The organism is Blautia sp. aa_0143, from assembly GCF_004167315.1.
Classification (GTDB): Bacteria; Bacillota; Clostridia; order Lachnospirales; family Lachnospiraceae; genus Blautia_A; species Blautia_A fusiformis.
On the sequence record NZ_RCXU01000009.1, the window covers coordinates 24,543 to 50,248 of the forward strand.

Genomic DNA, 25,706 nt, shown 5'->3' on the forward strand with positions numbered 1-25,706 from the left:
AAATATAAAAGAAAGCTGCTCTGTCTGCTGAAAAATAAAGAAATGAAAAATAAAGAAAGAGGAGAAAGCTGATCTGACCAGGTAAACTGCCGGGCAGCTGCATGGCTATGAACAGCTGGCAAAGCAGATTGCGGTAGCGTCTGATCAGTAAGAGGTATATGAATATTTTACAGTCAATACAACAGCTGGACGGAGAAATCCTTCTCCTGATCCAGCGATATTTAAGAACGGATATGCTGACACCATTTATGAAATCTGTTACATTTCTGGGAAACGGAGGATGGTTCTGGATCCTCTGTGCAGTTGTTCTTCTTGCTGTTCCAAAGACAAGAAAAACAGGCTATGCGGCAGCCTTGTCCCTGATCTTCGGGGCGATCGTTACCAACCTGCTTCTCAAAAATATAGTGGCAAGACCAAGGCCTTTTGCGGAAATCGAAGCTCTCATCCCTATGATCACCAAACCGAAGGATTTCTCTTTTCCGTCAGGTCACACCACAGCATCCTTTGCCGTTGCTCTGGTAATGCTCCGGATGCTTCCGAAGAAATTCGGAATCCCGGCAGTAGTCCTGGCAGCACTGGTGGCATTTTCCAGACTGTATCTTGGTGTCCATTATCCGACAGATGTTCTGGCCGGATTCGTGATCGCGCTGGTGGGAAGCACGTTGTCAGTATGGATCGTGCGAACGAAACCGGAAGACAAACAGGTACACTAGCATTGTCCATAGGAAATATGAAGCACTTTACCTGGACAAAGTATTGACACGCTGAAGCAAGACGGGGTAAAATTGTAGACAGTACAACAGATTCTGGCTATGGTAGAAATAAGGATATGAAACCCTGTAAAATCGGATAAAAGGAGAGAGCACAAAATGATATCAGAAAAAATGAAACCCTACGTAAAAAATAATTCCGCCATCCGTATGATGTTTGAGGAAGGAAACCGCCTCCGTGCGAAATACGGCGCAGACAAGGTTTTTGATTTCAGTCTCGGAAATCCAAGTGTACCGGCACCGGACAGCGTCCGCGAAGCAATTATCGAGCTTGTAAACACTGCGGATCCGACAGTTCTTCACGGATATATGAGCAACGCAGGCTTTGAGGATGTACGCCAGACCATCGCAGAATCCCTCAACAGACGTTTCGATACGAAATTTTCCGCAAAGAATCTGATCATGACCGTCGGTGCTGCAAGCGGACTGAATGTGATCCTGAAAACAATCCTGAATCCTGGAGAAGAGGTGATCGTTTTTGCACCATATTTTCTGGAATACGGTGCATATGTCCGCAATTATGATGGTGTCCTTGTGGAAATCTCTCCAGATACCACAACTTTCCAGCCAAATCTCGCTGAGTTTGAGCAGAAGATCACACCGAAGACAAGAGCGGTTATCGTAAACACCCCACACAATCCTACCGGAGTTGTATATTCAGAAGAAACGATCAAGAAGCTTTCCGCAATCCTGGAAGCAAAACAGAAAGAGTTCGGAAGTGTGATCTACCTGATCTCCGATGAGCCATACCGTGAGCTGGCTTATGATGGCGTGGAGGTCCCATACCTGACGAAATATTATAACAATACTGTTGTGGGCTATTCCTACAGCAAATCTCTTTCCCTTCCGGGTGAACGTATCGGATATCTGGTGATCCCTGATGAGGCAGACGGAAGCGAAGAGCTGATCTCTGCAGCAACCATTGCAAACCGTACACTTGGCTGTGTAAATGCACCGTCCCTGATCCAGAAGGTAGTTGCAAAATGTGTAGACGCCAAGACGGATCTTGCAGCTTATGATAAAAATCGTCAGGCACTTTATAATGGCCTGAAAGAATGCGGATTTGAGTGCATCAAACCACAGGGTGCCTTCTATCTCTTTGTAAAATCTCCGGTTGAAGACGAAAAAGCCTTCTGTGAAGCCGGTAAGAAATATAACATCCTTATGGTACCGGGAAGCTCCTTCGCATGCCCCGGTTATGTGAGACTTGCATATTGTGTATCCTATGAGACAATTGTGAATTCTCTTCCTGAATTTAAAAAACTTGCAGCAGAGTATGGCTTGAAATAAACGATCATTACCAAGCAGTTGAATAAAAGATCCCCGGTACAGTCTGTTCATGCAGCCCTGTATCGGGGATCTTTTGCAAGAGGGAATAAGCAAATGAAACGTAGTCGGGAGTGAATAGACTCCCGACTGTGTTTCATTAAAAGGATGTTCCACATTTATTTGGCTTTTTTCTTTTCTTTATTTGGCATTTCTCCGTAGTAAGCTTTCAGATAGATATCTTTCAGCTCGGATACAAGCGGATATCTCGGGTTGGCACCGGTACACTGGTCATTGAAGGCCTGCTCGGACATCTCATCCAGAGTTTCCAGGAAATGTTTCTCATCTACGCCGTAATCACGGATCGTCGGCAGGATCTCGATAGTTCTCATAAGCTCATCCAGTTTAGCAAGAAGTTTTTCGAATACTTCTGCATCGTTCTTGCCTGTAAGACCTACAGAACGTCCGATCTCAGCGTAGCGTGCAAGTGTCTTCGGATACTGATACTGTGGGAAAGTACCCATCTTAGTCGGAACCTCAGCACTGTTGTAACGCATAACATCCAGAAGAACAACTGCGTTTGCGATACCGTGTGGCAGGTGGTGGAAAGCACCGAGCTTGTGAGCGAGAGAGTGGTTAACGCCGAGGAATGCATTGGCGAATGCAAGACCTGCCATGCAGGAAGCGTTAGCCATGTGATCTCTGGCCTCTACGTCATTGCCATCTTTATATGCACGCGGCAGATACTCAAATACAAGCTTGATCGCTTTCAGTGCAAGACCATCGGTGTAATCGGAAGCCATCATGGAAACATAAGCCTCAATGGCATGTGTCATAACATCGATACCGGAAGCACGGGTAAGTCCCTTCGGTGCGCTCATCATGTTATTGGTATCTACGATCGCCATATCCGGGAGAAGCTCGTAATCAGCCAGTGGCCATTTAACGCCGGTATCCTGATCTGTGATGATGGCGAAAGGAGTAACCTCGGAGCCTGTACCGGAAGAGGTCGGGATCGCTACGAAGTAAGCTTTTTTACCCATCTTCGGGAAGGTATAAACTCTCTTACGGATATCCAGGAAGTCCATGGACATATCGGAGAAGTCAGCGTCCGGATTCTCATAAAGCATCCACATAACCTTGCCGGCATCCATTGCGGAACCGCCGCCAAGAGCGATGATGCAGTCTGGCTCAAAGGCTGTCATAGCCTTGGCACCGGCTTTGGCGGAAGCGAGAGACGGGTCAGGAGCTACATCAGAGAAGCATGTATGAACGATGCCCATCTGATCCAGTTTATCTTCGATCGGTTTGGTGTAGCCATTCTTGTAGAGGAAGGAGTCTGTTACGATGAAGCAGCGTTTCTTGCCCATAACAGTACCGAGCTCATCAAGAGCAACCGGCATACAGCCCTTCTTAAAGTAAACCTTTTCCGGTGTTCTCATCCAGAGCATATTCTCTCTCCTTTCAGCAACAGTCTTGGTATTGAGAAGGTGTTTGACACCAACGTTCTCGGATACGGAGTTACCGCCCCAGGAACCGCAGCCAAGAGTAAGGGATGGAGCAAGCTTGAAGTTATAAAGGTCACCGATACCACCCTGGGAAGAAGGTGTATTGATAAGGATACGGCAGGTTTTCATAGTTGCTTCGAATTTATCCATCTTCTCTGTTTCATTTACGTTGATGTAGAGGGAAGAGGTATGACCATAGCCGCCATCTGCAACGAGCTGCGCAGCCTTTGCAACAGCATCGTCAAAATTTTTGGCCTTGTACATGGCAAGTACAGGGGAAAGCTTCTCGTGTGCGAATTCTTCGCTGATATCAACGGACTCAACCTCACCGATCAGGATCTTGGTCTCAGCCGGTACAGTAACGCCTGCCATTTCAGCGATAGTAGCAGCCTTCTGTCCTACGATCTTGGCATTCAGTGCACCGTTGATAAGGATGGTCTTTCTGACTTTCTCGATCTCGTCTTTTTTAAGGAAGTAGCATCCTCTGTAAAGGAACTCTTCCTTCACTTCTTTATAAATGCTCTCCAGAACAGTTACGGACTGCTCGGAAGCACAGATCATACCATTGTCAAAGGTCTTGGAGTGGATGATGGAGTTAACTGCAAGACGGATATCTGCGCTGTCATCAATAATGGCAGGTGTATTTCCGGGTCCTACACCAACAGCCGGTTTACCGGAGGAGTAAGCTGCTTTGACCATTCCGGGACCACCGGTGGCAAGGATGATATCTGCGTTCTGCATTACCATGTTGGTAAGGTCAAGGCTTGGGATATCGATCCATCCGATGATTCCTTCCGGCGCACCTGCGGCAACAGCTGCTTCCAGAACAACTTTTGCAGCTTCAATAGTGGATTTCTTAGCACGCGGATGCGGGCTGATGATGATCGCATTACGGGTTTTCAGGGAAATAAGAGATTTATAGATTGCTGTGGAGGTCGGGTTGGTTGTAGGGATAACTGCAGCGATCAGTCCTACAGGTTCCAGGATCTTCTTGAGTCCGTATGCCTTGTCTTCTTCTACAACACCACATGTCTGAGTGTTCTTATATGCATTGTAAACATACTCTGCTGCGTAATGGTTCTTGATAACCTTGTCTTCCATGATACCCATGCCTGTTTCCTCAACAGCCATTTTGGCAAGTGGGATACGCATCTTGTCAGCAGCAGTAGCAGCTGCCTTAAAGATCTTGTCGACCTGCTCCTGTGTGTAGGTAGCAAAGATCTTCTGAGCCTCTTTCATTGCAGCCATTTTCGCGGTCAGGGCTTCTGGAGTGTCGATGATGGTAGGGATAGTTTCTTTCTTTGCCATGTGGAATCCTCCTGTTTTCATATGATAATGGTCTGTGGTCCTGCGGGCTTATCCTTTTTTCGCCGGCAGATGCTGCAGAGTTTTTGTAAGTCCCCGCGCTGCGTTTCGTTGTTGATTCAATCTGATTGAATTTTCAGTTTCGATACTAATATAGTATCAAAATTCTGAAAAAAACGCAAATTCTGAATTTTGTCGCTATGTACAAAATGACGAACAGAAAATTCGGGGAAAATACTGTAAATTTTACTTTACAGAACGCTGAATTATTGGAAAAATCTTAAAAAAAATTTTTGAAATTCAGCACTGTGCACAAAAAAACATGTTAAAAAATTGTCAGCACTGACAAAAAACATGCACACATATGAATGGGGGCAAAAGATAAAACGCAACATGTGGTTAAAACATTAACGTTAAACTTTTGTCAAATGATCATGCGCACATTATAATTTAACTGATTTCAGACGTCAATAGAGAATTCGATGAATAATTCACAAAAATACGGAGTAATTTTGATAAAAAATTCACAAAAATATTGTAGCAAAGTAAAGCGTGATAACATAAGAAATCAAAAAACTTGAAATTATTTAAAATTTCAGAATAATTAGGCGGAAATTATCGTGATTTTTTTCAGAAATGCAGAAAAAAAACTGCCATACAGGAAATGCTTCCCATATGGCAGTTTATATAAATATAGGTCAGGCGGATAAAAGCATCCGCATTCACTATGCGGCTTTGCGCCGAATTACTGTAAAAGGTTTCTGCTCAACAGTAAATGATAGCCAGGTTCGATCAGCTCTTGCGGAATGCGGCACGTTTTCTGTCTCTGGAGTCCAGAATACGTTTACGGATACGAAGGCTTGTCGGTGTTACCTCAAGAAGCTCATCCTGGTCGATGAATTCAATGGCCTGCTCAAGACTTAAGATCTTTGGCGGAACAAGCTTCAGTGCATCGTCAGCGGAAGAGGAACGAGTATTGGTAAGGTGCTTGGTCTTGCAGACATTCAGTTCGATATCCTCGGCCTTTCCGTTCTGTCCGATGACCATACCGCTGTAAACCTTCTCGCCAGGTCCGACAAAGAGAGTACCACGCTCCTGAGCAGAGAAAAGACCGTAGGTAACAGTTTCGCCTGCCTCGAATGCGATGAGGGAACCCTGTTTACGGTACGGGAAGTCTCCCTTGTATGGTGCATATCCGTCAAACATGGTATTCAGGATACCGGTACCCTTGGTGGAGGTAAGGAATTCGTTACGGAATCCGATCAGTCCACGGGAGGGGATGGAGAACTCGAGACGTACAGTTCCGTCGCTTGCTGTGCTCATACCCTGAAGCTCACCTTTACGCTCGCTGAGTTTCTGGATGATAGTACCGGAAAATTCTTCCGGAACGTCAACGTATGCGATTTCGATCGGCTCCAGTTTACGTCCACGCTCGTCTGTGTGATAGAGAACCTCCGGTTTGCTGACTGCAAACTCGTATCCCTCACGGCGCATGTTCTCAATAAGAACGGAGAGGTGAAGCTCACCACGGCCGGAAACCTTGAAGCACTCGGTTGTATCGGTGTCTTCTACACGAAGGCTGACGTCTGTGTTCAGCTCACGGTAGAGACGGTCACGAAGGTGACGGGAAGTGATGTATTTACCTTCCTGTCCTGCAAGAGGACTGTCGTTTACAAGGAAGTTCATGGAGATTGTTGGCTCGGAAATCTTCTGGAACGGAATGGACTCCGGGTTGTCTCCTGCACAGAGGGTATCTCCAATGTGGATATCCGCGATACCGGAGATTGCAACAATAGCTCCGATGGTAGCGCTTTTAACTTCAACTTTGTTCAGTCCGTCAAATTCGTAGAGTTTGCTGATCTTTACACGCTCGTGTTTGTCAGGGTCATGATGGTTCAGAAGCATCAGCTCCTGGTTCACGGAAATGGTTCCGCGCTCAACCTTACCGACACCGATACGGCCTACATACTCATTGTAGTCGATGGTGCTGATAAGAACCTGTGTATCTCCGTCCGGATCTCCCTCCGGAGCAGGAATCGCATCAAGGATAGTCTCAAAAAGAGGAGCCATATTCTCAGGCTTATCATCGAGGTTACGAACTGCGTAGCCGGCCTTTGCGGAGGCATACAGGAACGGGCAGTCCAGCTGTTCGTCAGATGCGTCCAGATCCATGAGAAGCTCCAGAACCTCGTCGACAACCTCCTCCGGACGTGCTTCCGGACGGTCGATCTTATTGATGCAGACAATAACATGCAGGTTCAGTTCGAGAGCTTTACGAAGTACAAATTTAGTCTGAGGCATGGCACCCTCGAAGGCGTCCACAAGAAGAATAACGCCGTCTACCATCTTCAGCACACGCTCTACCTCGCCGCCGAAGTCCGCATGACCTGGAGTATCGATGATATTGATTTTTACATCCTTATAATGAACTGCGGTGTTTTTGGAGAGAATCGTAATGCCGCGCTCACGCTCAATATCGTTGGAGTCCATGACACGTTCCTGGACTTCCTGGTTCTCACGGAAAACACCGCTCTGTTTCAAAAGCTCGTCAACAAGTGTTGTTTTACCGTGATCGACATGGGCGATAATGGCCACGTTACGAACATCTTCACGCTTGGTCTTCATATAATCCAAATCCTTTCTTTCCATATATAAGTAATCTTTTTTGTTAAAAATGATGTCCAAATTTATAGTCTATCACATTTTTGTGAGATTACAAGACATAAAAAAATATTTTTGGTTTTTCATTTTTCAGGCATATTATACCGTAAATACACATAGATTGATATAGACGAAATACACGAAGAGGAAGGAGAGCTACTTATTATGGCAGATAAAATTATTGAAAACAATCAGGTATCCGTTATGGGACGGATCGCTACGGGGTTTACTTTCAGCCATCAGGTCTTTGGAGAAGGATTTTACATGATGGATATCCTGGTAAAACGTCTCAGCGATTCGGAGGACAGGATCCCGGTGATGGTGTCTGAGCGGCTGATCGATATCACACAGGATTATGTGGGAGAATATATCGAGATCCACGGACAGTTCCGATCCTATAACCGTCATGAAGAAAAGAGAAACCGGCTTGTGCTTTCAGTCTTTGCCCGGGAAGTGAAGTTTGTGGGGGAGGACGAAGAAACTGTGCCGGTCAATCAGATCTTTCTGGACGGATATATCTGTAAACCGCCTGTATACAGAAAAACACCGTTGGGAAGAGAGATCGCAGATCTTCTGATGGCAGTCAATCGACCTTACGGAAAATCCGATTACATACCATGTATATGCTGGGGAAGAAATGCCAGATATGCTTCTGCTTTTGAAGTAGGCGGGCATGTACTGATCTGGGGCAGGATCCAGAGCAGGGAGTACATGAAACGGATTAGTGAAAACGAAACAGAAAAAAGGATTGCCTATGAAGTTTCGGTGAGTAAATTGGAATATGTTGAGTAACATTGAATATATTTTGGAATAGTGGTGAGAACATTAAGGTAACACTTGCATTTCCAGCCAATCTGCGGTAATATAAAAAAAATCAGAAAATGGGGAATTACCGGTTTCACTAACAGTAAGAGGAAAAATCATGGAAAGAGAAATAACAGAGGTTTATTGCGGGAACGGGAAAGGAAAGACAACTCTGGCTGTAGGCCAGGGGCTGCGCTTTGCTACACAGGGAAAAAGTGTGATCATCATACAGTTCCTCAAGGGCAGGGAACGCAGAGAACTGGATTTCCTTGAGGAACTGGATAATTTTGATTTCAAGATTTTCCGTTTCGAAAAAATGGACACCTGCTATAATGACCTAAGTGAGCAGGAAAAGGCAGAAGAGAGAACCAATATTCTCAATGGCCTTAATTTCGCACGGAAGGTAATTGCTACCAGAGAGTGTGATTTTCTGCTGCTGGATGAGATCCTCGGGCTTATGGATAAAGGAATCGCTCCAGTTGAGACGATCATCGATATGCTTAAGCAGAAGGATGAAAGTATGCATATAATTATGACCGGACGCTGGCTTCCGGATGCTTTGAAGCCCTATGTGGATAGTATTACCACGATAACAACAGAGCTGACTGACCAGGAACGGGAATAAGCAATATTTCACAGAAGAAAGAAGGAGGAAGACAAATGGCAATTTTTAAAGGAACAGGCGTTGCAATCGTAACACCTATGCATGAAGACGGTAAGGTGAATTTTGAGAAACTTGAGGAAATCCTTGAGGATCAGATCGCGAACAGCACAGACGCCATCGTTATCTGTGGAACAACAGGAGAATCTTCTACTCTGACACACGGAGAGCATCTTCAGACAATTAAGTTCACAATTGATAAAGTTAACAAACGTGTGCCTGTTATCGCAGGAACAGGTTCCAATTGTACAGAGACAGCGATCATGATGTCCAAGGAAGCAGCTTCCTATGGCGCAGACGCTCTTCTTATTGTAACACCTTACTATAACAAGGCTACACAGAAGGGTCTTATCGCTCACTACACAGCAATTGCCAATGCAGTTCCGGAAACTCCGCTCATCATGTACAACGTACCGAGCCGTACAGGTTGCAACATCCAGCCGGCTACAGCAGCTTACCTTGCAAAGAATGTAAAGAACATTGTCGGAATCAAGGAGGCAACAGGAGATCTTTCCCAGATCGCCAAGATGATGTCTCTTGCAGACGGACAGCTTGAGCTTTACTCCGGAAATGATGATCAGGTACTTCCGATTCTTTCTCTTGGCGGACTTGGAGTTATCTCCGTACTTTCCAACGTTGCACCGAAGTTTACACATGACATGGTCATGAAATATTTCGACGGCGACACCAAGGGAGCAACAGAGGATCAGCTGAAAGCTCTTCCGCTGATCAATGCGCTGTTCAGCGAAGTAAACCCGATTCCTGTTAAGACAGCTATGAACCTTATGGGAATGAACGTAGGGCCGCTTCGTATGCCGCTCTGCGAGATGGAAGAGGACACAAAGGCAGCTCTTACAAAAGAGATCGAGAAATTCGGCCTTAAGCTTGCTAAATGATCTGACTGTAAGCGAAAGGTAAAGGAGAATATACTATGGTAAAAATCATCATGCACGGCTGCAACGGACATATGGGCCAGGTCATCAGCGGCATTGTGGAGAAAGATCCGGATGCTGAGATCGTAGCAGGTATTGATATTGCAGATCAGGGAAAAAACAGCTATCCGGTATTTACCGATATTGACGCATGTCAGGTAGAGGCAGATGCGATCATTGATTTTTCTTCCGCAAAGGCAACAGACAAGCTTCTTGAGTACAGCGCGGCACGCCAGATCCCGGTTGTTCTGTGCAGTACCGGTTTAAGCCAGGAGCAGCTTGCAAAAGTGGAAGAAACATCCCGAAAGGTAGCAGTGCTGAAATCCGCAAACATGTCTCTTGGTATCAACACACTTCTGAAGCTGGTTCAGGACGCAGCTAAGGTTCTTGCAGCTGCAGGCTTTGATATGGAGATCGTAGAGAAGCATCACCGCCTGAAATTAGACGCACCAAGTGGTACTGCACTTGCGCTGGCAGACAGCATTAATGAAGCTATGGATAATCAGTATCATTATGTATATGACCGCAGCCAGAAACGTGAAAAACGCGATGATAAGGAGATCGGTATCTCCGCAGTTCGCGGCGGAACTATCGTAGGTGAGCATGAGATAATTTTTGCAGGTCAGGACGAAGTGATCGAGTTCAAGCATACTGCATATTCCAAGGCTATTTTTGGAAAAGGTGCTGTAGAAGCAGCCAAATTCCTTGCAGGCAAACCGGCAGGACGTTATGATATGAGTGACGTGATCGGCTGATTCTGACAGATTGAGCCGCAACAGAATAAAATTACAGGTAATACAGACGGGGTTCGTGTAAGATCGGACCCCGTCTTTTTTTGATGAAATTGCGGTTTTTGAAATTTTTCCCAGAATAGGATAGCGGAAAAAGTGCCATATTAGGAATACAGAATTTTTTAGAAAAAGGAGAAGATCATATGAAAAAATGGAAGGCGATTCTTTTTGGTACTTTGCTTACCCTGTCTCTGTGTACATTTACAGCCTGCGGCACAGAGGTAAACAATGCGGATGAAACAGTGGATGAAAAAGATAAAAACACGAAGGATAAGGAAAAAGATACAAACGAAAATACTGCCGCAGAAGATGAAACTATGGAAGAAAAAGCAGACAATGACGGTGTGAAGGACAATGGAGAGAGCATTAAGGATTCCGGCACGGATAACAATGAGATGTCCGATGGAAATATTACCGTGACGCCTGCAGGAAATGGAAATAACGGGACAGCAGCACCCGGAGCTGCGGATGCTGATAGAAACGAAAATGACGGAACTGTATCCGGTGAGCTGGGTGACAGTGTAAAGGACCTTGGCGACGGTGTAGGTAATGCAGTGGATGATATCGGAAACGCAGTGGGAAATGCGGTAGAAGGAAGATAACAGATATTTTACCACAGCATTGCATAAAACTGTTTCAGATGCTATTATCAGTGCATGGAAAGAAAATGGAGGACAGGATTATGAAATTCAGACCATGCATTGATATACATAACGGAAAGGTAAAACAGATCGTAGGAGGAAGCCTGAAGGATCAGGGGGATCAGGCGGCAGAAAATTTTGTGTCAGAGCAGGATGCGGCATTCTATGCAGAGCTTTATAAGAAGGCAGGATTAAAGGGCGGTCATGTGATCCTTCTGAACGGAAAGGATTCCCCGAACTATGAAGCAACGAAAGCCCAGGCACTTCAGGCTCTGGGAAAATATCCCGGAGGGCTTCAGATCGGAGGCGGCATCTGCCCGGAGAATGCGGCAGAATATCTGGAGGCTGGCGCCAGCCACGTGATCGTAACCTCCTATGTGTTTAAAAACGGAGTGATCTCCTGGGAAAATCTGGAGAAGATCCGTGATGCTGCAGGGAAAGAACATCTTGTACTTGACCTGAGCTGCCGCAAAAAAGATGGCAAATATTATATTGTCACAGACCGATGGCAGAAATTTACAGAAGAGATCGTGACACCGGAGCTGATGGAAAGGCTTGGAAGCTTCTGCGACGAATTTCTGGTCCATGCAGTGGATGTGGAAGGAAAGGCCCGAGGTGTGGAAATAGAGCTTGCAAAGCTTCTGGGACAGTATACAGCCCATCCGGTGACCTATGCAGGCGGTGTGGGTTCTATGGCAGATATTGAAGAGCTTCGAAAAGCAGGTCAGGGCAGACTGGATGTGACTGTTGGCAGTGCTTTGGATATTTTTGGCGGAAGTATACCCTTTGAAGCTCTGGCTAAAATGAAATAGTATATACAAATAGTGAAGCAGATGCTTTTGTCCCATCAATCTTCTGGCACTGGTGTGCAGATATACATTTGTAATGAATTAATTAGATGAAATACTCTAATAGTTGCGCATTCACGACAAAAAAAACATTTTGAAGGAATATATCGAATAAATTTGGAAAAAATTTATGAAATTTTTGAAAAGTGATGTTAAAATTCAATTTAATATGTTATAATAGCAACATAAAACAGCAAAGGGGATGGAAGTCATGAAATTTATTATTAGTGGAAAGAATATAGCAGTAACCGAAGGACTTAAAACAGCTGTTGAGGACAAGCTTGGTAAACTTGAAAGGTATTTCACTCCTGAAACTGAGATTTCAGTAACCTTAAGCGTTGAGAAGGATCGCCAGAAGATCGAGGTAACGATCCCTGTGAAAGGTAACATTATCCGTTCCGAGCAGGTAAGCAATGATATGTATGTATCCATCGATCTGGTTGAAGAGGTAATTGAGCGTCAGCTTCGTAAATACAAGAACAAGATCGTTGACAAGCAGCAGGAATCCACAAACTTCCAGAAGGCATACCTTGATAAGGATTATGAAGAGGATGAGGAAGTTAAGATCATCCGTACCAAGAAATTCGGGATCAAACCAATGTATCCGGAAGATGCATGCGTACAGATGGAGCTTCTCGGACATAATTTCTTTGTATTCTTTAATGCTGAGACAGAGCAGGTTAACGTAGTTTATAAACGTAAAGGAAATACTTACGGACTGATCGAACCAGAGTTCTGATAGGGAATTTTATTATCACAACTGAATATTGAATGGAAGGCTCCGGGAATCTGTGTGAGAAATCGGCAGGTTTCCGGAGCCTTTTATGTCACAGCAAAATCAGGCTTCTTTTCTGTTGCAAGCAATAGGGGAGAATTATATAATGAAGACATATGCGAAAGGAGAAAGGAAAAAGAAGCTTCCTGTGGTGATCTTAAGTGTAGCTCTTGGTATGACCATGATACCGGCTACCTGTATGGCAGCGGAATTTAACAGTGGTGACACCATAAAAGAACAGACTGTGGAGGACCTGGAACTGAGTTCCGGAGAAAACAATACAAAGGATTCCCAAAAGTCAGAAATACAATGGACAGGATTTAAATGGGACAGCTATTCCCAGGCAGAGATAACGCTTACGTCAGCCGTTAACGGCGTCTGCTATTATAAATGGGCAGAGCGGGGGGAAGACGGAAATCCCCAGGTGCCTCAGATTGAGACCGGAAATACCGTGAATGATGAGGTTTTGATCAGTGAGGATGAAGAGTTCGGGATCACACTTGCAGACCTGGATACAGGCCAGGCAGTTGATCTGTATATCCAGATTGAGGATGAGAATGGGAAATTAAGTGATCTGAAGCGGATGGAGCTGGATCAGGACAGCCGCCCGGCGAAAAAAACAGATTCTGAGAAAAAACATAAAGCATCCAAACCAAAGGCAGAGGACAGTACGGTAGAGGGGCTGGATTCTCCTCTGGAATTCTACCCGGATACATTTTACGATTTTAAGGTTATCGGTGCAGGTACCGATAATGAGGATCCGGAAAACGGAGACATTAAGTGGGTGCCTGTTTACTGGAGCACATCTGCGAATCCGAATTCCAACCGGATTCGAAGCACCTGGAAGATCGGTTCCAAGGAAGGAATCGACCAGGAGGGAACTTTTAATCTGTATGTTTTCTTCCGCAAATATACCTGCAGGGATTCCAAATGGCAGTCTACGGATAAGATACAGTCTGTACAGTACAAGTTTCAGTCAGCCCCACTTTCTGAAAAATAATACTGTGTGGAGTGCGAATATCTCCTTGACATAACAAATATGTAACTCACGGAGAAAAGGAGGAAGGTAAATGAAGAAAAAAGTTCTGGCACTTTTTTTAAGTGCTGCACTTTGTGTGACGGTGCTTCCGGCAACCGGTATGGCTGCAGAGTTTGGCAGCGGTGATGCAGAAATCACAGAAAATGCTGCGGACAACCAGGAAATGTTTTCCGCAGAGGAAACTACAGAGTCTATGGGAGAGACTGAGCAGCCTGCAGAAGACAGTGAGGATATTTCTGAGGAAATGGTGGATAACTCTTCCGATGCAACCATGGAAGATGTGGAAAACGCGGAAAATGCGGAGAACAGCGAGGATGCTTTCGGCGGAGCTGAGGAAGGAGTTTCAGAAGAGATCTCCAGTGAGGATGATCCGGAAGTATTATTGACAGAACTGATACCTGAAGAAGCAGGAGACAGTATGGAAGAAGAAAACGCAGAAGCTATGTCAGCGTCAGCTTCGGAGCTGACAGTGCCACCGACAGCGGGTCCGGAACCGACAGTGACACCGATAACGGATCCGGAGCCGACAGTGACACCGACAGCGGATCCGGAACTGACAGTGACACCAACACCGGTGCCAAAAATAAACGTAAAATGGACCGGAGAAAAATGGGTAAGCCGCAGTTCTGTAAATGTGACACTTAAAGTTGATGCAAACGGAGCCTGCTACTACAAAGCTGTAGCGAGAAAAAAGGACGGAACTTCTGATGTTCCGAGGGTCGATACGGGAAACTCTCGTGTGGCGGTTACTGCAAACAGAAGCTTTGTGATATATCTTAAGAATCTGGATACAGAGAAAGAATTTGATCTGTATCTTAAGGTATTGGGTTCAGACGGAAGAACCAGCAACCTGAAAAAATTAAAGTTGAATTACAGGGGAACCCGCCCGAAATATGATGTGACGCCGACGCCAGCCTATACACCTTATATACCGGATGTTAAAGATAGTTTTGTAAGAGGTTTGGATTCTCCGCTGAAATTTACTCCGAATAAATATTATAATTTTACCGTGACCGGTGCGGGAACTACAAATTCAAATCCCGGTCCCGGAGATGTGAAGTGGGTGCCGGTTTACTGGAGTACTTCACCAAATCCAACCGATAACAGGAAGAATACTACATGGCGGATCGGATCTGCCAAAGGAATAAACAAAGCCGCAACTTATAACATGTATATCTTTTTCCAGAAGTATGTTTATCAGAAATCTGAATGGAAAAAGACTGATGAAGTACAGTCAGCCGTATACCAGTTCCGTTCCGCGGCCATTACAACGGTAAAGCTTACCACTCCCGGGCTATCCGGTACTTCCAACAGCCCTGCCGGCATCGTATTCAAATGGAAAAAAGCTGCAAATGCTTCCGGCTATAAGATCTATCGAAGGACCGGAAACAGCAGCAAGTGGGTCAATATCGCTACCGTAAGCGGAAGCAATACGCTGGTCTATACAGACGGATCAGTAAAAGCAGGAACCATGTATACCTATACAGTCCGCGCATACAAGGGCTCTGCTTTAAGTGCTTATAACAAAAACGGCAGCCGGATCGTCCGCCTGACAGCTCCTGTGCAGTACAAACCGTCCAGCAAGGCTTCCGGGAAGCTGACTGTCCGCTGGAAAAAAGCAGCTGGCGCTTCCGGCTATCAGATCCAGTATGCGGCATCAAGGTCCATGAGAGGGTCCAGGACAGTGTCCGCCAATGCACTGACCCGGACACTTTCCGGTTTGAAAAAGGGAAGCACTTATTATGTTCGTATCCGTGCATACAAAAAAGTGAGCGGAAAGACATATTACGGTGCCTGGAGCAGTGTAAAAAATGCAAAAGTAAGGAAATAAGATCTGTAATATCCCGCGGGATCCTCGAAAACAGGATCCTATGCGGGATATTTTCTGTTGTTCCTGACATGATTTGTTAAATAATTGTTCATTGTTTTTATAACAGGAAAGTGGTAGAATATATACCATATGTGATCCAGTATAACGGATATCAACAGAGAACTGGAATGATCCAAAATTGGACAGATCAGAGACAGCAGTCTTATTCGAATAAAATGATTGGAGCAGAAACATGAATGTTTTTTCAAAAGTATTTGGAACCCGCAGCCAGCGTGAGGTAAAACGTATCATGCCGCTGGTTGAAAAAACCGAGAGCTATCAGTCTCAGATGCAGCAGCTTACGGATGAGCAGTTACGAGACAAGACAAGAGAATATAAGAAACGTCTTGCAGAAGGTGCAACACTGGATGATCTTCTTCCGGAGGCATTTGCCACCGTACGTGAGGCAGCCAAGCGTGTACTTGGAATGGAGCATTACCGTGTACAGATCATCGGTGGTATCATCCTTCACCAGGGCCGTATCGCCGAGATGAAAACAGGTGAAGGTAAAACTCTTGTTTCCACACTTCCTGCATATCTGAATGCCCTTGAGGGAAAAGGTGTCCACATCGTAACCGTCAACGACTACCTGGCAAAACGAGATGCTGAGTGGATGGGTAAGGTTCACGAGTTCCTTGGCCTGACTGTAGGCGTGGTACTTAACGACATGAAGCCGGAAGAGCGTCGTGCGGCATACGGATGTGACATCACATACGTAACAAACAACGAACTTGGATTTGATTATCTTCGTGACAACATGGTCATCTATAAAGAACAGCTTGTTCAGAGAGATCTTCACTACTGTATCATCGATGAGATCGACTCTGTCCTGATCGATGAGGCACGTACACCTCTGATCATTTCCGGACAGAGCGGCAAGTCCACCAAGCTTTATGAGGTGTGCGATATCCTTGCACAGCAGCTGGAGCGTGGTGAGGCCAGCCATGAGATGACCAAGATGGCAGCCATCATGGGTGAGGAGGTTATCGAGACCGGTGACTTCGTTGTAAATGAGAAAGATAAGATCGTCAACCTTACCGAGCAGGGTATCAAGAAGGTTGAGAAATTCTTTAATATCGAGAACCTGGCAGATCCGGAAAACCTGGAGATTCAGCACAACATCATCCTTGCACTTCGTGCACATAATCTGATGCACAAGGATCAGGATTATGTTGTAAAAGATGACGAGATCCTGATCGTTGATGAGTTTACCGGACGTATCATGCCGGGCCGTCGTTACTCCGATGGTCTTCATCAGGCGATCGAGGCGAAAGAGCATGTGAAGGTTAAGAGAGAGAGCAAGACTCTCGCAACCATTACCTTCCAGAACTTTTTCAACAAATATGACAAAAAAGGCGGTATGACAGGTACAGCCCTTACCGAAGAAAAAGAGTTCCGTGATATCTACGGCATGGACGTTGTAGAGATCCCGACCAACCGTGTAGTACAGCGTAAAGACCTTGACGATGCTGTTTACATGACAAAGAAAGAGAAATTCAACGCCGTTGTAGAGGCAGTTAAGGAAGCTCACGCAAAACATCAGCCGGTACTGGTTGGTACGATCACCATCGAGACTTCTGAGCTTCTCAGCAGAATGCTGAAGAGAGAGGGAATCCCCCACAATGTATTGAATGCCAAGTTCCATGAGCTTGAGGCTGAGATCGTAGCTCAGGCAGGACAGGCAGATGCCGTTACCATCGCGACCAACATGGCAGGCCGTGGTACCGATATCAAGCTTGACGATGTGGCAAGAGAGGCCGGCGGTCTGAAGATCATCGGTACCGAGCGTCATGAGTCAAGACGTATCGATAACCAGCTCCGTGGACGTTCCGGACGACAGGGAGATCCGGGTGAATCCCGTTTCTACATTTCCCTTGAGGATGACCTGATGCGTCTGTTCGGTTCCGAGAGACTGATGAAGGTGTTCACATCCCTTGGTGTTGAGGAGAATGAGCAGATCGAGCACAAGATGCTTTCCAATGCTATCGAGAAAGCCCAGGAGAAGATCGAGTTCAACAACTTCGGTATCCGTAAAAATCTTCTCGACTATGACCAGGTTAACAATGAGCAGAGAGAGATCATCTATGAGGAGCGCCGCCAGGTACTTGACGGTGAGAATATGCGTGATGCCATCTATAAGATGATCACAGATATCGTAGACAGCATGACAGACATGTGCTTTTCCGATGACATGGATTCTTCTGAGTGGGATCTTAATGAGTTCAACACTGCGATCACTCCGATCATCCCGATCCACCCGCTGACCGCGGAGAAGGTAAAAGGCCATAAGAAAGATGAGATCAAGCATATTGTGAAGGAAGAGGCTGTGAAGCTTTATGAAGCGAAGGAGGCTGAGTTCCCGGAACCGGAGCAGCTTCGTGAGCTTGAGCGAGTTGTCCTTCTGAAATGCATCGACAGCAAATGGATGGATCACATCGATGATATGGAAATGCTCCGTCAGGGTATCGGTCTGATGGCATACGGCCAGAGAGATCCGGTTGTTGAGTACAAGATGAACGCATTCGAAATGTTTAACAGCATGATCAGCTCCATTCAGGAAGACACTGTACGTATGCTGTATCATGTTCATGTGGAGCAGAAGATCGAGCGTGAGCAGGTTGCTAAAGTAACCGGCACAAACAAAGATGACAGCGCAGGCCCGAAGAAACCGGTTCAGCGAAAAGAAGATAAAGTATACCCGAATGATCCATGCCCATGCGGAAGCGGCAAGAAATACAAACAGTGCTGCGGACGTAAGGCTGCTAGGATCTGAGAAGGAAGATAAAAATAGTCTCACCCGGATGATGCGGTGGGGCTATTTTTTCTGGAATTTCTGTTACACAGGAATAGAGTGCAGCGAATATTAAGTAACCGTCATATAGACTTGTCTGATTTTTCATATGCTGCGTTGTCGTCAATCGCCGTAGCCACCGATACGCTTCATTCCCTCGCCCTGCATATGAGAAAGTCATCCTGCGCCAATATGGCAGATACTTAATTTTCGCTGTAAGAGAAGGGGTATGATAATATGGCAATTATAAAAACTGCAATTCTTCAGACACATGTATATACTGATAAATTTCGCAATATCACCCAGGCAGCAGAACTTCTTGCCAGCCCGGAGCTTCAGGGGATCGATCTGGCAGTCCTGCCCGAAATGTTCTGCTGCCCCTACGAAAATAAATACTTTCCGGAATATGCCGAAATTGAGGGTGGAGATACCTGGGAAAAATGCTCCAGGCTGGCAGCGGAATACGGAATTTATCTCGTAGCAGGAAGTATGCCGGAGAGAGATGAAGCCGGCAATATTTATAACACTTCCTATGTCTTTGACAGAAATGGTCATCAGATCGGTAAGCACCGGAAGATGCATCTTTTTGACATTGATGTAAAAGGCGGCCAGTATTTTAAAGAATCCGATACCCTGACACCGGGAGACCAGGTGACGGTTTTTGATACAGAATTTGGAAAGATGGGCCTTTGCATCTGTTACGATTTCCGCTTCCCGGAGCTTGCCAGGCTGATGGTGGACGAAGGCGCCCAGGTAATCATCGTGCCGGCTGCTTTTAACATGACAACAGGGCCTCTCCACTGGGAGCTGATGTTCCGTCAGAGAGCTGTGGACAACCAGGTATACACCATTGGAGCTGCGCCCGCCAGAGACCTGAACGCCGGGTATCATTCCTGGGGTCACTCCATTGCCGCAGATCCCTGGGGAAAAGTCCTCATGGAGATGGAAGAGAAGCCGGCTGTGAAGGTTGTGGAACTGGAACTGGACGAGGTAAAAAAAGTCCGTGAGCAGCTGCCGCTTTTGAAGCACAGGAGAGGGGATATTTACGCCCTGACCACGTTTTCGTTGTAATTTCCATGCCCATATGGTATTGTATAAGACAGGCAGGAAATCCTGTATCAATATATAGAAAGAAGGTGAAGCTGTGGTTGAGTTAGATCAGTTCAAGAGTATTCTTGCAACATACACAGAGCCATTAGTGGAAGTGAGGGATTCACTTTGACCTCGCTAACAAAGAGCAGAAGGTCGAAGAATTAGAGCGCGAGATGGAGGCGCCTGATTTCTGGGATAATGCGGAAGCATCCCAGATGAAGATGAAACAGTTAAAGAGTCTCAAGGACGATATTGAGACATACCATAATCTGGAAACACAGATGGAAGATATGGAAACCATGATCGAGATGGGATATGAGGAGAATGATCCTGAGATCGTCCCTGAGATCCAGGAAATGCTGGACGAGTTCCAGGCAAGCTTTGACAGCATCCGTGTGAAGACACTTCTTTCCGGAGAGTACGATGGAGAGAACGCCATCATCAAGCTGAACGCAGGAGCCGGCGGAACAGAGGCCTGCGACTGGTGCGGAATGCTTTATCGTATGTACAGCAGATGGGCGGAGAAGAAAGGCTTTGCGCTGGAGGTCTTGGATTACCTTGACGGTGATGAGGCCGGTGTGAAATCCGTAACCTTCCAGGTGAACGGAGAGAACGCCTACGGTTATCTGAAATCCGAGAAGGGTGTTCATCGTCTTGTACGTATTTCTCCGTTTAATGCAGCAGGAAAGAGACAGACCTCTTTTGTATCCTGCGATGTTATGCCGGATATCAAGAAGGATCTGGATGTTGAGATCAATGATGACGATATCCGTATCGATACCTACCGAAGCAGTGGTGCCGGTGGACAGCATATCAACAAGACATCCTCTGCGATCCGTATCACCCATTTCCCAACAGGAATCGTGGTACAGTGCCAGAATGAACGTTCTCAGCACATGAACAAGGACAAGGCTATGCAGATGCTGAAGGCCAAACTGTATCTGCTGAAACAGCAGGAAGCTGAGGAGAAGCTTTCCGGCATTCGAGGCGAAGTGACAGATATCGGCTGGGGAAACCAGATCCGTTCCTATGTCCTGCAGCCATACACCATGGTAAAAGACCATAGAACCAATGAAGAAACCGGTAATGTTGACGCAGTTCTGGACGGTGGTATTGACATTTTTATCAATGCATACCTGAAATGGATCGCGCTGGCGAAAAAGAAAGAATAACATTACTGTCACGGAACCCCATAAAGACAGAGAAAAGGACTCCGCAGGCAAAAAAGCGCTTGTGGAGTTTCTTTTATTATGATAATATATCTCTTGTACAAAAACAGTTGTCTTTATGAAACGGACAGGAGGCTGCTGGCCACAATGTGAACAGCAGTCAGAGAGGTTGCTATGCAGAAACAGGTTGAAAAGAAAAAATACTATGTAGTAAGAGAACGGGCAGTGCCGGAGGTACTTCTCAAGGTGGTTGAGGCCAAGAGACTGCTGGAATCCAAACGGGTGGCTACTGTTCAGGAAGCTGCTGAAAGGACCGGGATCAGCCGCAGTTCTTTTTACAAATATAAGGACGATATTTTTCCTTTCCACGAGGAGACCAAGGGAAAGACCATCACCTTTATCATTCAGATGGACGATGAGCCGGGGCTTTTATCAATGGTGCTGCAGACGATTGCCCGTTTTCACGGTAATATCCTGACCATACATCAGAGTATTCCCATTAACGGAGTCGCAACGCTGACGCTGAGCGTTGACATCCTTCCGGGAGAAGGTGACGCAGAGGCTATGGTGGAGAATATTGAGCAGAGAGACGGTATACACTATTTGAAAATTTTAGGCAGGGAGTAAGCATATGATAAACATAGCAGTATTAGGCTACGGTACAGTAGGAAGCGGAGTTGTTGAAGTCATCAACACCAATCATGAGAGCATTAACAAGAGAGCTGGAGATGAGATTAACATCAAGTACGTTCTTGATTTAAGAGATTTTCCGGGAGATCCGGTTGAGAAAGTTCTGGTTCATGATTATGAAGTGATCGTAAACGATCCGGAGGTAGATATTGTTGTTGAGGTTATGGGCGGGATCGAGCCGGCTTATACCTTTGTAAAAAGAGCGCTTCAGGCAGGAAAGAGCGTAAGCACATCCAATAAGGCTCTGGTAGCCAAGCATGGTTCTGAGCTCATGGAGATCGCAAAAGAAAAAAATATCAACTTCCTTTTTGAGGCAAGCTGCGGCGGTGGTATCCCGATCATCCGCGCATTGAATTCCTCGCTGACAGCAGATGAGATCGATGAGATCACAGGAATCCTTAACGGAACCACCAACTACATGCTTTACAAGATGAGCACAGAGAACTGTGATTTTGATACGGTTCTGAAGGAAGCTCAGGCAAAGGGCTATGCAGAGGCAGATCCGACTGCAGACGTAGGAGGTGCTGACGCATGCCGTAAGATCGCCATCCTTTCTTCACTTGCATACGGAAAATTCCTGAATTACGAGGATATTTATACAGAAGGAATCACAAAGATCACACCGGCAGATATGGAATATGCAAAAGAGCTTGGCATGACTATCAAGCTTCTTGCCACAAGCCGCAGGATCGGAGATTCTTTCTATGCAATGGTAGCGCCGTTCCTGGTAGGCCAGAGTAGCCCGCTTTACAGTGTAAATGATGTGTTTAATGCAGTATTTGTGCACGGAAATGTTCTTGGAGATGCCATGTTCTACGGAAGCGGAGCAGGTAAGCTTCCGACTGCAAGTGCAGTAGTTGCAGATGTTGTGGATGAAGCAAAGCATCTCCACAGAAATATCATGACAAACTGGAGCAGCTATGCCTTGAAGCTTATGGATATGGATGAAGTTGAGGGACGTTTCTTCGTACGTGTGTCTGATACTACTATGGATGAAGTGGAAAAAGCTTTTGGTGATGTACAGACCATCGAGCCGGATGACCTTCCGGACGAATTCGGATTTATCACACCGGTGATGAAGCAGGCTGAATATTATGAGAAGATCAGCAAGCTCACCGGAAAAGTACTGGCAATGATCCGTGTAAAGGATTGATGTCGAAGGGAAGAAAAGAACATGTTGATTGTAAAAAAATTCGGCGGTACTTCTGTGGCAAACAAAGAGCGTATCTTTAATGTTGCCAGAAGATGTATCGAAGATTACAAAAAAGGAAACGACGTGGTGGTCGTGCTTTCTGCAATGGGTAAGTATACCGATGAGCTGATCACCATGGCAAAGGATATCAATGACAAACCTCCGAAACGTGAGATGGATATGCTTTTTACCATCGGAGAGCAGATGTCAGTGGCACTGATGTCCATGGCTATGGACAGTCTGGGAGTACCGGCTGTTTCTCTGAATGCCTTTCAGGTAGCTATGCACACAACAAGTGCACATAGCAGCGCACGCCTGAAAAAGATCGATGCGGCACGTATCCGCAGAGAGCTGGATAACCGCAGGATCGTTGTGGTCACAGGCTTCCAGGGCATTGATAAATATAATGACTATACCACACTTGGACGTGGCGGTTCTGATACCACAGCCGTAGCTCTTGCGGCAGCGCTTCATGCAGATGCCTGTGAGATCTATACCGATGTGGACGGTGTTTATACCGCTGACCCGCGTAAGGTTTCGAATGCCCGCAAGCTTAAGGAGATCACTTACGATGAAATGCTGGATCTGGCAACTCTGGGTGCGGGAGTGCTTCATAACCGTTCTGTGGAGATGGCAAAGAAATACGGCGTGCCGCTGGTGGTACGTTCCAGTCTCAACAACAGCGAAGGAACTGTGGTAAAGGAGGAAGTAACAGTGGAGAGAATGCTGATCAGCGGTGTTGCTCTGGATACAGATGCAGTACGTATTGCTGTGATCGGACTTAAAGATTCACCAGGAGTGGCATTTAAGCTTTTTGATACCCTGGCTAAGAAAAATATCAATGTGGATATGATCCTTCAGTCTATCGGCCGTGCCGGAACCAAGGACATTTCCTTTACTGTTGATAAAAATGATCTGGACGATGCAATGGGTGTTCTGGAAGCTAACCAGGCACGCATCGCCTATTCTGAGCTTCATGCGGAGAAAAACATTGCCAAGCTTTCTATTGTAGGAGCAGGTATGATGAGCAATCCGGGTGTTGCTGCAAAAATGTTCGAGAGCCTTTACAATGAGGGTGTGAACATCAATATGATCGCAACATCTGAGATCCGTGTGACGGTGCTCATTAACGAGAAAGATGGTGTACGTGCCATGAATGCGGTACATGATGCGTTTAATCTTGCAGACTAAACAGATGTGAAATATGAGAATATGATATATCTGAAGTAAAAAATGACGGGGCGGAGGCTTGGATGAGTCTCCGCCTTCTATAACGAAGGGATACAGAATTATGAGAAAAAATCTGAAGGGCTGTAAGAAGCTGGCAGGGGAAACTCTGGCCGGTAATTTTACGGTCCCTGTGATCGGGAGTATTGCGGTTGCGGCGATGAGCGCAGTTTCAAGCTATATTTCCACAGCACTTTTTCCGGGAGATTCCCTGTATGCGATCATTGGAGGAGAGGTATTCAGCTTTGTCCTTTCTCTGGTGATCTGTATTTTTTCCGCAGGACTTTACCGGATCTATCTGAATATTTCCAGAAGGGAAACCTACTCTTTCGGAGACCTTCTGTACTTTTTCAGCCATCAGCCGGATCATGTGATCGTGGCATCCTTTGTGCTGGCATTGATCAATCTGGTGACATCACTTCCACTGGCGTGGTTTTCTTTTACAAGCAATATGGGAAATACAACGGAGGAGCAGATGAACTGGGCAGTAACTTACATGCTGCTCACACTTCTCGGGTTCGTGCTGAACCTGCTGGCAGCTATGCCGTTCACCATGAGCTATTACATCCTGTCCGATAATTCGGACATAAAAGGAGTGCAGGCACTGAAAGCCAGTGCAAAGCTTATGAAGGGACATTATTGGGAATATATGAAAATGCTCTTAAGTTTTGTTCCGTGGATCATTTTTTCCATATTTACATTGTATCTGGCATTGATCTGGCTGGTGCCTTATATAGAAACCTGTATGGCAGTTTTCTATCGGAATATTTCCGGAGAGTTTGATGAACCTCCGGTGGATTCTTATCCCCCGGTAACTCCGATCCCGCAGTTCCACGATGAAACCGAAGCCTGATCGCCTTCCGGAGGATGTTTTCCCTTTCCGGGAGGATGCATGAAACGCAGGTGATGCCCTTTCCGGGGGGATGCTTGAAACGCAGGTGATGCCCTTTCCGGGGGAGATGCTTGAGACGTAGGTACTTTCCCTTTCAGGGGGACCATTTTGGCATGGGCAGGTACGAGGGGGAAAGCACTCAAAGTTGCGAAGCCCGCTTTTCCCCCTCGAGCTCCCCCTTTCCGGGCACGCAGCAGCTGCAGGCTGTGGGAATATGTGAAGATATTGGAGGGGCGATGGATTCTACTACGTTGGCTGTGGAAGGTTGAGCCGATTTATGCTGATGTAAATATATTGGCGAAGCCTGTTCCTGAATAACAGCGATACACCACAATCCAAAGAACAGGCCCGCTACGCAGGCCACTTTCCCATTCAGCCAGAAGCGATAAACAGTGAAGAAGCAATAAACAGTGCCGAAGCAACAATCGGCTCAGCCTGCTACTGCCAGTGCAGCAGAATACAGTGCCGAAGCAATAATCGGCTCAGTCTGTCACTGCCAGTGCAGCAGAATACATGGCCGAATCAATAATCGGCTCAGCCTGCTACTGCCAGTGCAGCAGAATACAAGACAGAAGCAATAATCGGCTCAGCCTGTCACTGCCAGTACAGCAGAATATAAGGCAGAAGCAATAATCGGCTCAGTCTGTCACTGCCAGTGCAGCAGAATACATGGCCGAATCAATAATCGGCTCAGCCTATCACTGCGATACAGTAGAATACATAGCAGAAGCAATAATCGGCTCAGTCTGTCACTGCCGATACAGCAGAATACAGGACTGAGC

General features: G+C 46.1%; 20 protein-coding genes. 18 read left to right on the forward strand and 2 right to left on the reverse strand.

Annotation, left to right across the window (positions count from 1 at the left end):
• Window positions 1-158 precede the first annotated feature (158 nt).
• Complete coding sequence (locus tag EAI83_RS05835; protein ID WP_021652681.1) at window positions 159-713, forward strand: phosphatase PAP2 family protein; 555 nt, start codon at window positions 159-161, stop codon at window positions 711-713.
• Between the two features lie 156 nt (window positions 714-869).
• Window positions 870-2,060 (forward strand): pyridoxal phosphate-dependent aminotransferase, encoded by a 1,191-nt coding sequence (locus EAI83_RS05840; RefSeq protein ID WP_129974759.1) that lies wholly within the window; start codon window positions 870-872, stop codon window positions 2,058-2,060.
• A 155-nt stretch (window positions 2,061-2,215) separates the two neighbouring features.
• Here the strand turns inward: EAI83_RS05840 and adhE are convergent, their stop codons facing one another.
• The gene (gene adhE / locus EAI83_RS05845; protein WP_022427337.1) at window positions 2,216-4,852 is read right to left on the reverse strand and encodes a bifunctional acetaldehyde-CoA/alcohol dehydrogenase; all 2,637 of its coding nucleotides are present in this window, start codon (window positions 4,850-4,852) and stop codon (window positions 2,216-2,218) included.
• Window positions 4,853-5,641: 789 nt separating this feature from the next.
• Window positions 5,642-7,474, reverse strand: coding sequence for a translational GTPase TypA (gene typA / locus EAI83_RS05850; RefSeq protein WP_059086972.1), 1,833 nt, complete (start codon window positions 7,472-7,474; stop codon window positions 5,642-5,644).
• Window positions 7,475-7,675: 201 nt separating this feature from the next.
• On the opposite strand from typA, the gene EAI83_RS05855 reads away from it, so the two are divergent.
• The 16 genes from EAI83_RS05855 to EAI83_RS05930 all read left to right on the forward strand — a co-directional run bounded on the left by EAI83_RS05855 (window position 7,676) and on the right by EAI83_RS05930 (window position 24,885).
• Complete coding sequence (locus EAI83_RS05855; protein ID WP_021652685.1) at window positions 7,676-8,302, forward strand: single-stranded DNA-binding protein; 627 nt, start codon at window positions 7,676-7,678, stop codon at window positions 8,300-8,302.
• Window positions 8,303-8,432: 130 nt separating this feature from the next.
• Window positions 8,433-8,939 (forward strand): cob(I)yrinic acid a,c-diamide adenosyltransferase, encoded by a 507-nt coding sequence (locus EAI83_RS05860; RefSeq protein WP_022427335.1) that lies wholly within the window; start codon window positions 8,433-8,435, stop codon window positions 8,937-8,939.
• Window positions 8,940-8,974: 35 nt separating this feature from the next.
• Complete coding sequence (gene dapA, locus EAI83_RS05865) at window positions 8,975-9,871, forward strand: 4-hydroxy-tetrahydrodipicolinate synthase (RefSeq protein ID WP_129974760.1); 897 nt, start codon at window positions 8,975-8,977, stop codon at window positions 9,869-9,871.
• Window positions 9,872-9,906: 35 nt separating this feature from the next.
• Window positions 9,907-10,662: a 4-hydroxy-tetrahydrodipicolinate reductase gene (gene dapB, locus EAI83_RS05870; protein ID WP_015526245.1), complete on the forward strand. Its 756-nt coding sequence runs from the start codon at window positions 9,907-9,909 to the stop codon at window positions 10,660-10,662.
• 179 nt (window positions 10,663-10,841) lie between these two features.
• The gene (locus EAI83_RS05875) at window positions 10,842-11,300 is read left to right on the forward strand and encodes a hypothetical protein (RefSeq protein WP_021652687.1); all 459 of its coding nucleotides are present in this window, start codon (window positions 10,842-10,844) and stop codon (window positions 11,298-11,300) included.
• Between the two features lie 80 nt (window positions 11,301-11,380).
• On the forward strand, window positions 11,381-12,151 hold the full coding sequence (gene hisA, locus EAI83_RS05880) for a phosphoribosylformimino-5-aminoimidazole carboxamide ribotide isomerase (protein WP_129974761.1): 771 nt from the start codon (window positions 11,381-11,383) through the stop codon (window positions 12,149-12,151).
• Between the two features lie 247 nt (window positions 12,152-12,398).
• Window positions 12,399-12,926, forward strand: a complete 528-nt coding sequence (hpf, locus tag EAI83_RS05885; RefSeq protein ID WP_015526242.1) for a ribosome hibernation-promoting factor, HPF/YfiA family — start codon at window positions 12,399-12,401, stop codon at window positions 12,924-12,926.
• A 142-nt stretch (window positions 12,927-13,068) separates the two neighbouring features.
• Entirely contained in the window at window positions 13,069-13,962 is an 894-nt protein-coding gene (locus tag EAI83_RS05890) for a hypothetical protein (protein ID WP_129974762.1), read from the forward strand.
• A 70-nt stretch (window positions 13,963-14,032) separates the two neighbouring features.
• Window positions 14,033-15,832 carry a fibronectin type III domain-containing protein gene (locus tag EAI83_RS05895; protein WP_129974763.1) on the forward strand — a complete coding sequence of 600 codons (1,800 nt, stop codon included), beginning with the start codon at window positions 14,033-14,035 and terminating at the stop codon, window positions 15,830-15,832.
• A 232-nt stretch (window positions 15,833-16,064) separates the two neighbouring features.
• The gene (gene secA, locus EAI83_RS05900) at window positions 16,065-18,644 is read left to right on the forward strand and encodes a preprotein translocase subunit SecA (protein ID WP_118368578.1); all 2,580 of its coding nucleotides are present in this window, start codon (window positions 16,065-16,067) and stop codon (window positions 18,642-18,644) included.
• Window positions 18,645-18,899: 255 nt separating this feature from the next.
• Window positions 18,900-19,733, forward strand: coding sequence for a carbon-nitrogen hydrolase family protein (locus tag EAI83_RS05905; protein WP_022427328.1), 834 nt, complete (start codon window positions 18,900-18,902; stop codon window positions 19,731-19,733).
• Between the two features lie 73 nt (window positions 19,734-19,806).
• A protein-coding gene (gene prfB / locus EAI83_RS05910) for a peptide chain release factor 2 (RefSeq protein ID WP_110104007.1) occupies window positions 19,807-20,926 on the forward strand; the annotation gives its coding sequence in 2 pieces (ribosomal slippage) (window positions 19,807-19,881 and window positions 19,883-20,926; 1,119 coding nt in all).
• A 171-nt stretch (window positions 20,927-21,097) separates the two neighbouring features.
• Window positions 21,098-21,550: an ACT domain-containing protein gene (locus tag EAI83_RS05915; protein WP_021652696.1), complete on the forward strand. Its 453-nt coding sequence runs from the start codon at window positions 21,098-21,100 to the stop codon at window positions 21,548-21,550.
• 4 nt (window positions 21,551-21,554) lie between these two features.
• Window positions 21,555-22,766 (forward strand): homoserine dehydrogenase, encoded by a 1,212-nt coding sequence (locus EAI83_RS05920; RefSeq protein WP_021652697.1) that lies wholly within the window; start codon window positions 21,555-21,557, stop codon window positions 22,764-22,766.
• A gap of 21 nt (window positions 22,767-22,787) precedes the next feature.
• Window positions 22,788-23,996: an aspartate kinase gene (locus EAI83_RS05925; RefSeq protein WP_118608874.1), complete on the forward strand. Its 1,209-nt coding sequence runs from the start codon at window positions 22,788-22,790 to the stop codon at window positions 23,994-23,996.
• A gap of 100 nt (window positions 23,997-24,096) precedes the next feature.
• Entirely contained in the window at window positions 24,097-24,885 is a 789-nt protein-coding gene (locus EAI83_RS05930; protein ID WP_129974764.1) for a DUF975 family protein, read from the forward strand.
• Window positions 24,886-25,706: the final 821 nt, after the last annotated feature.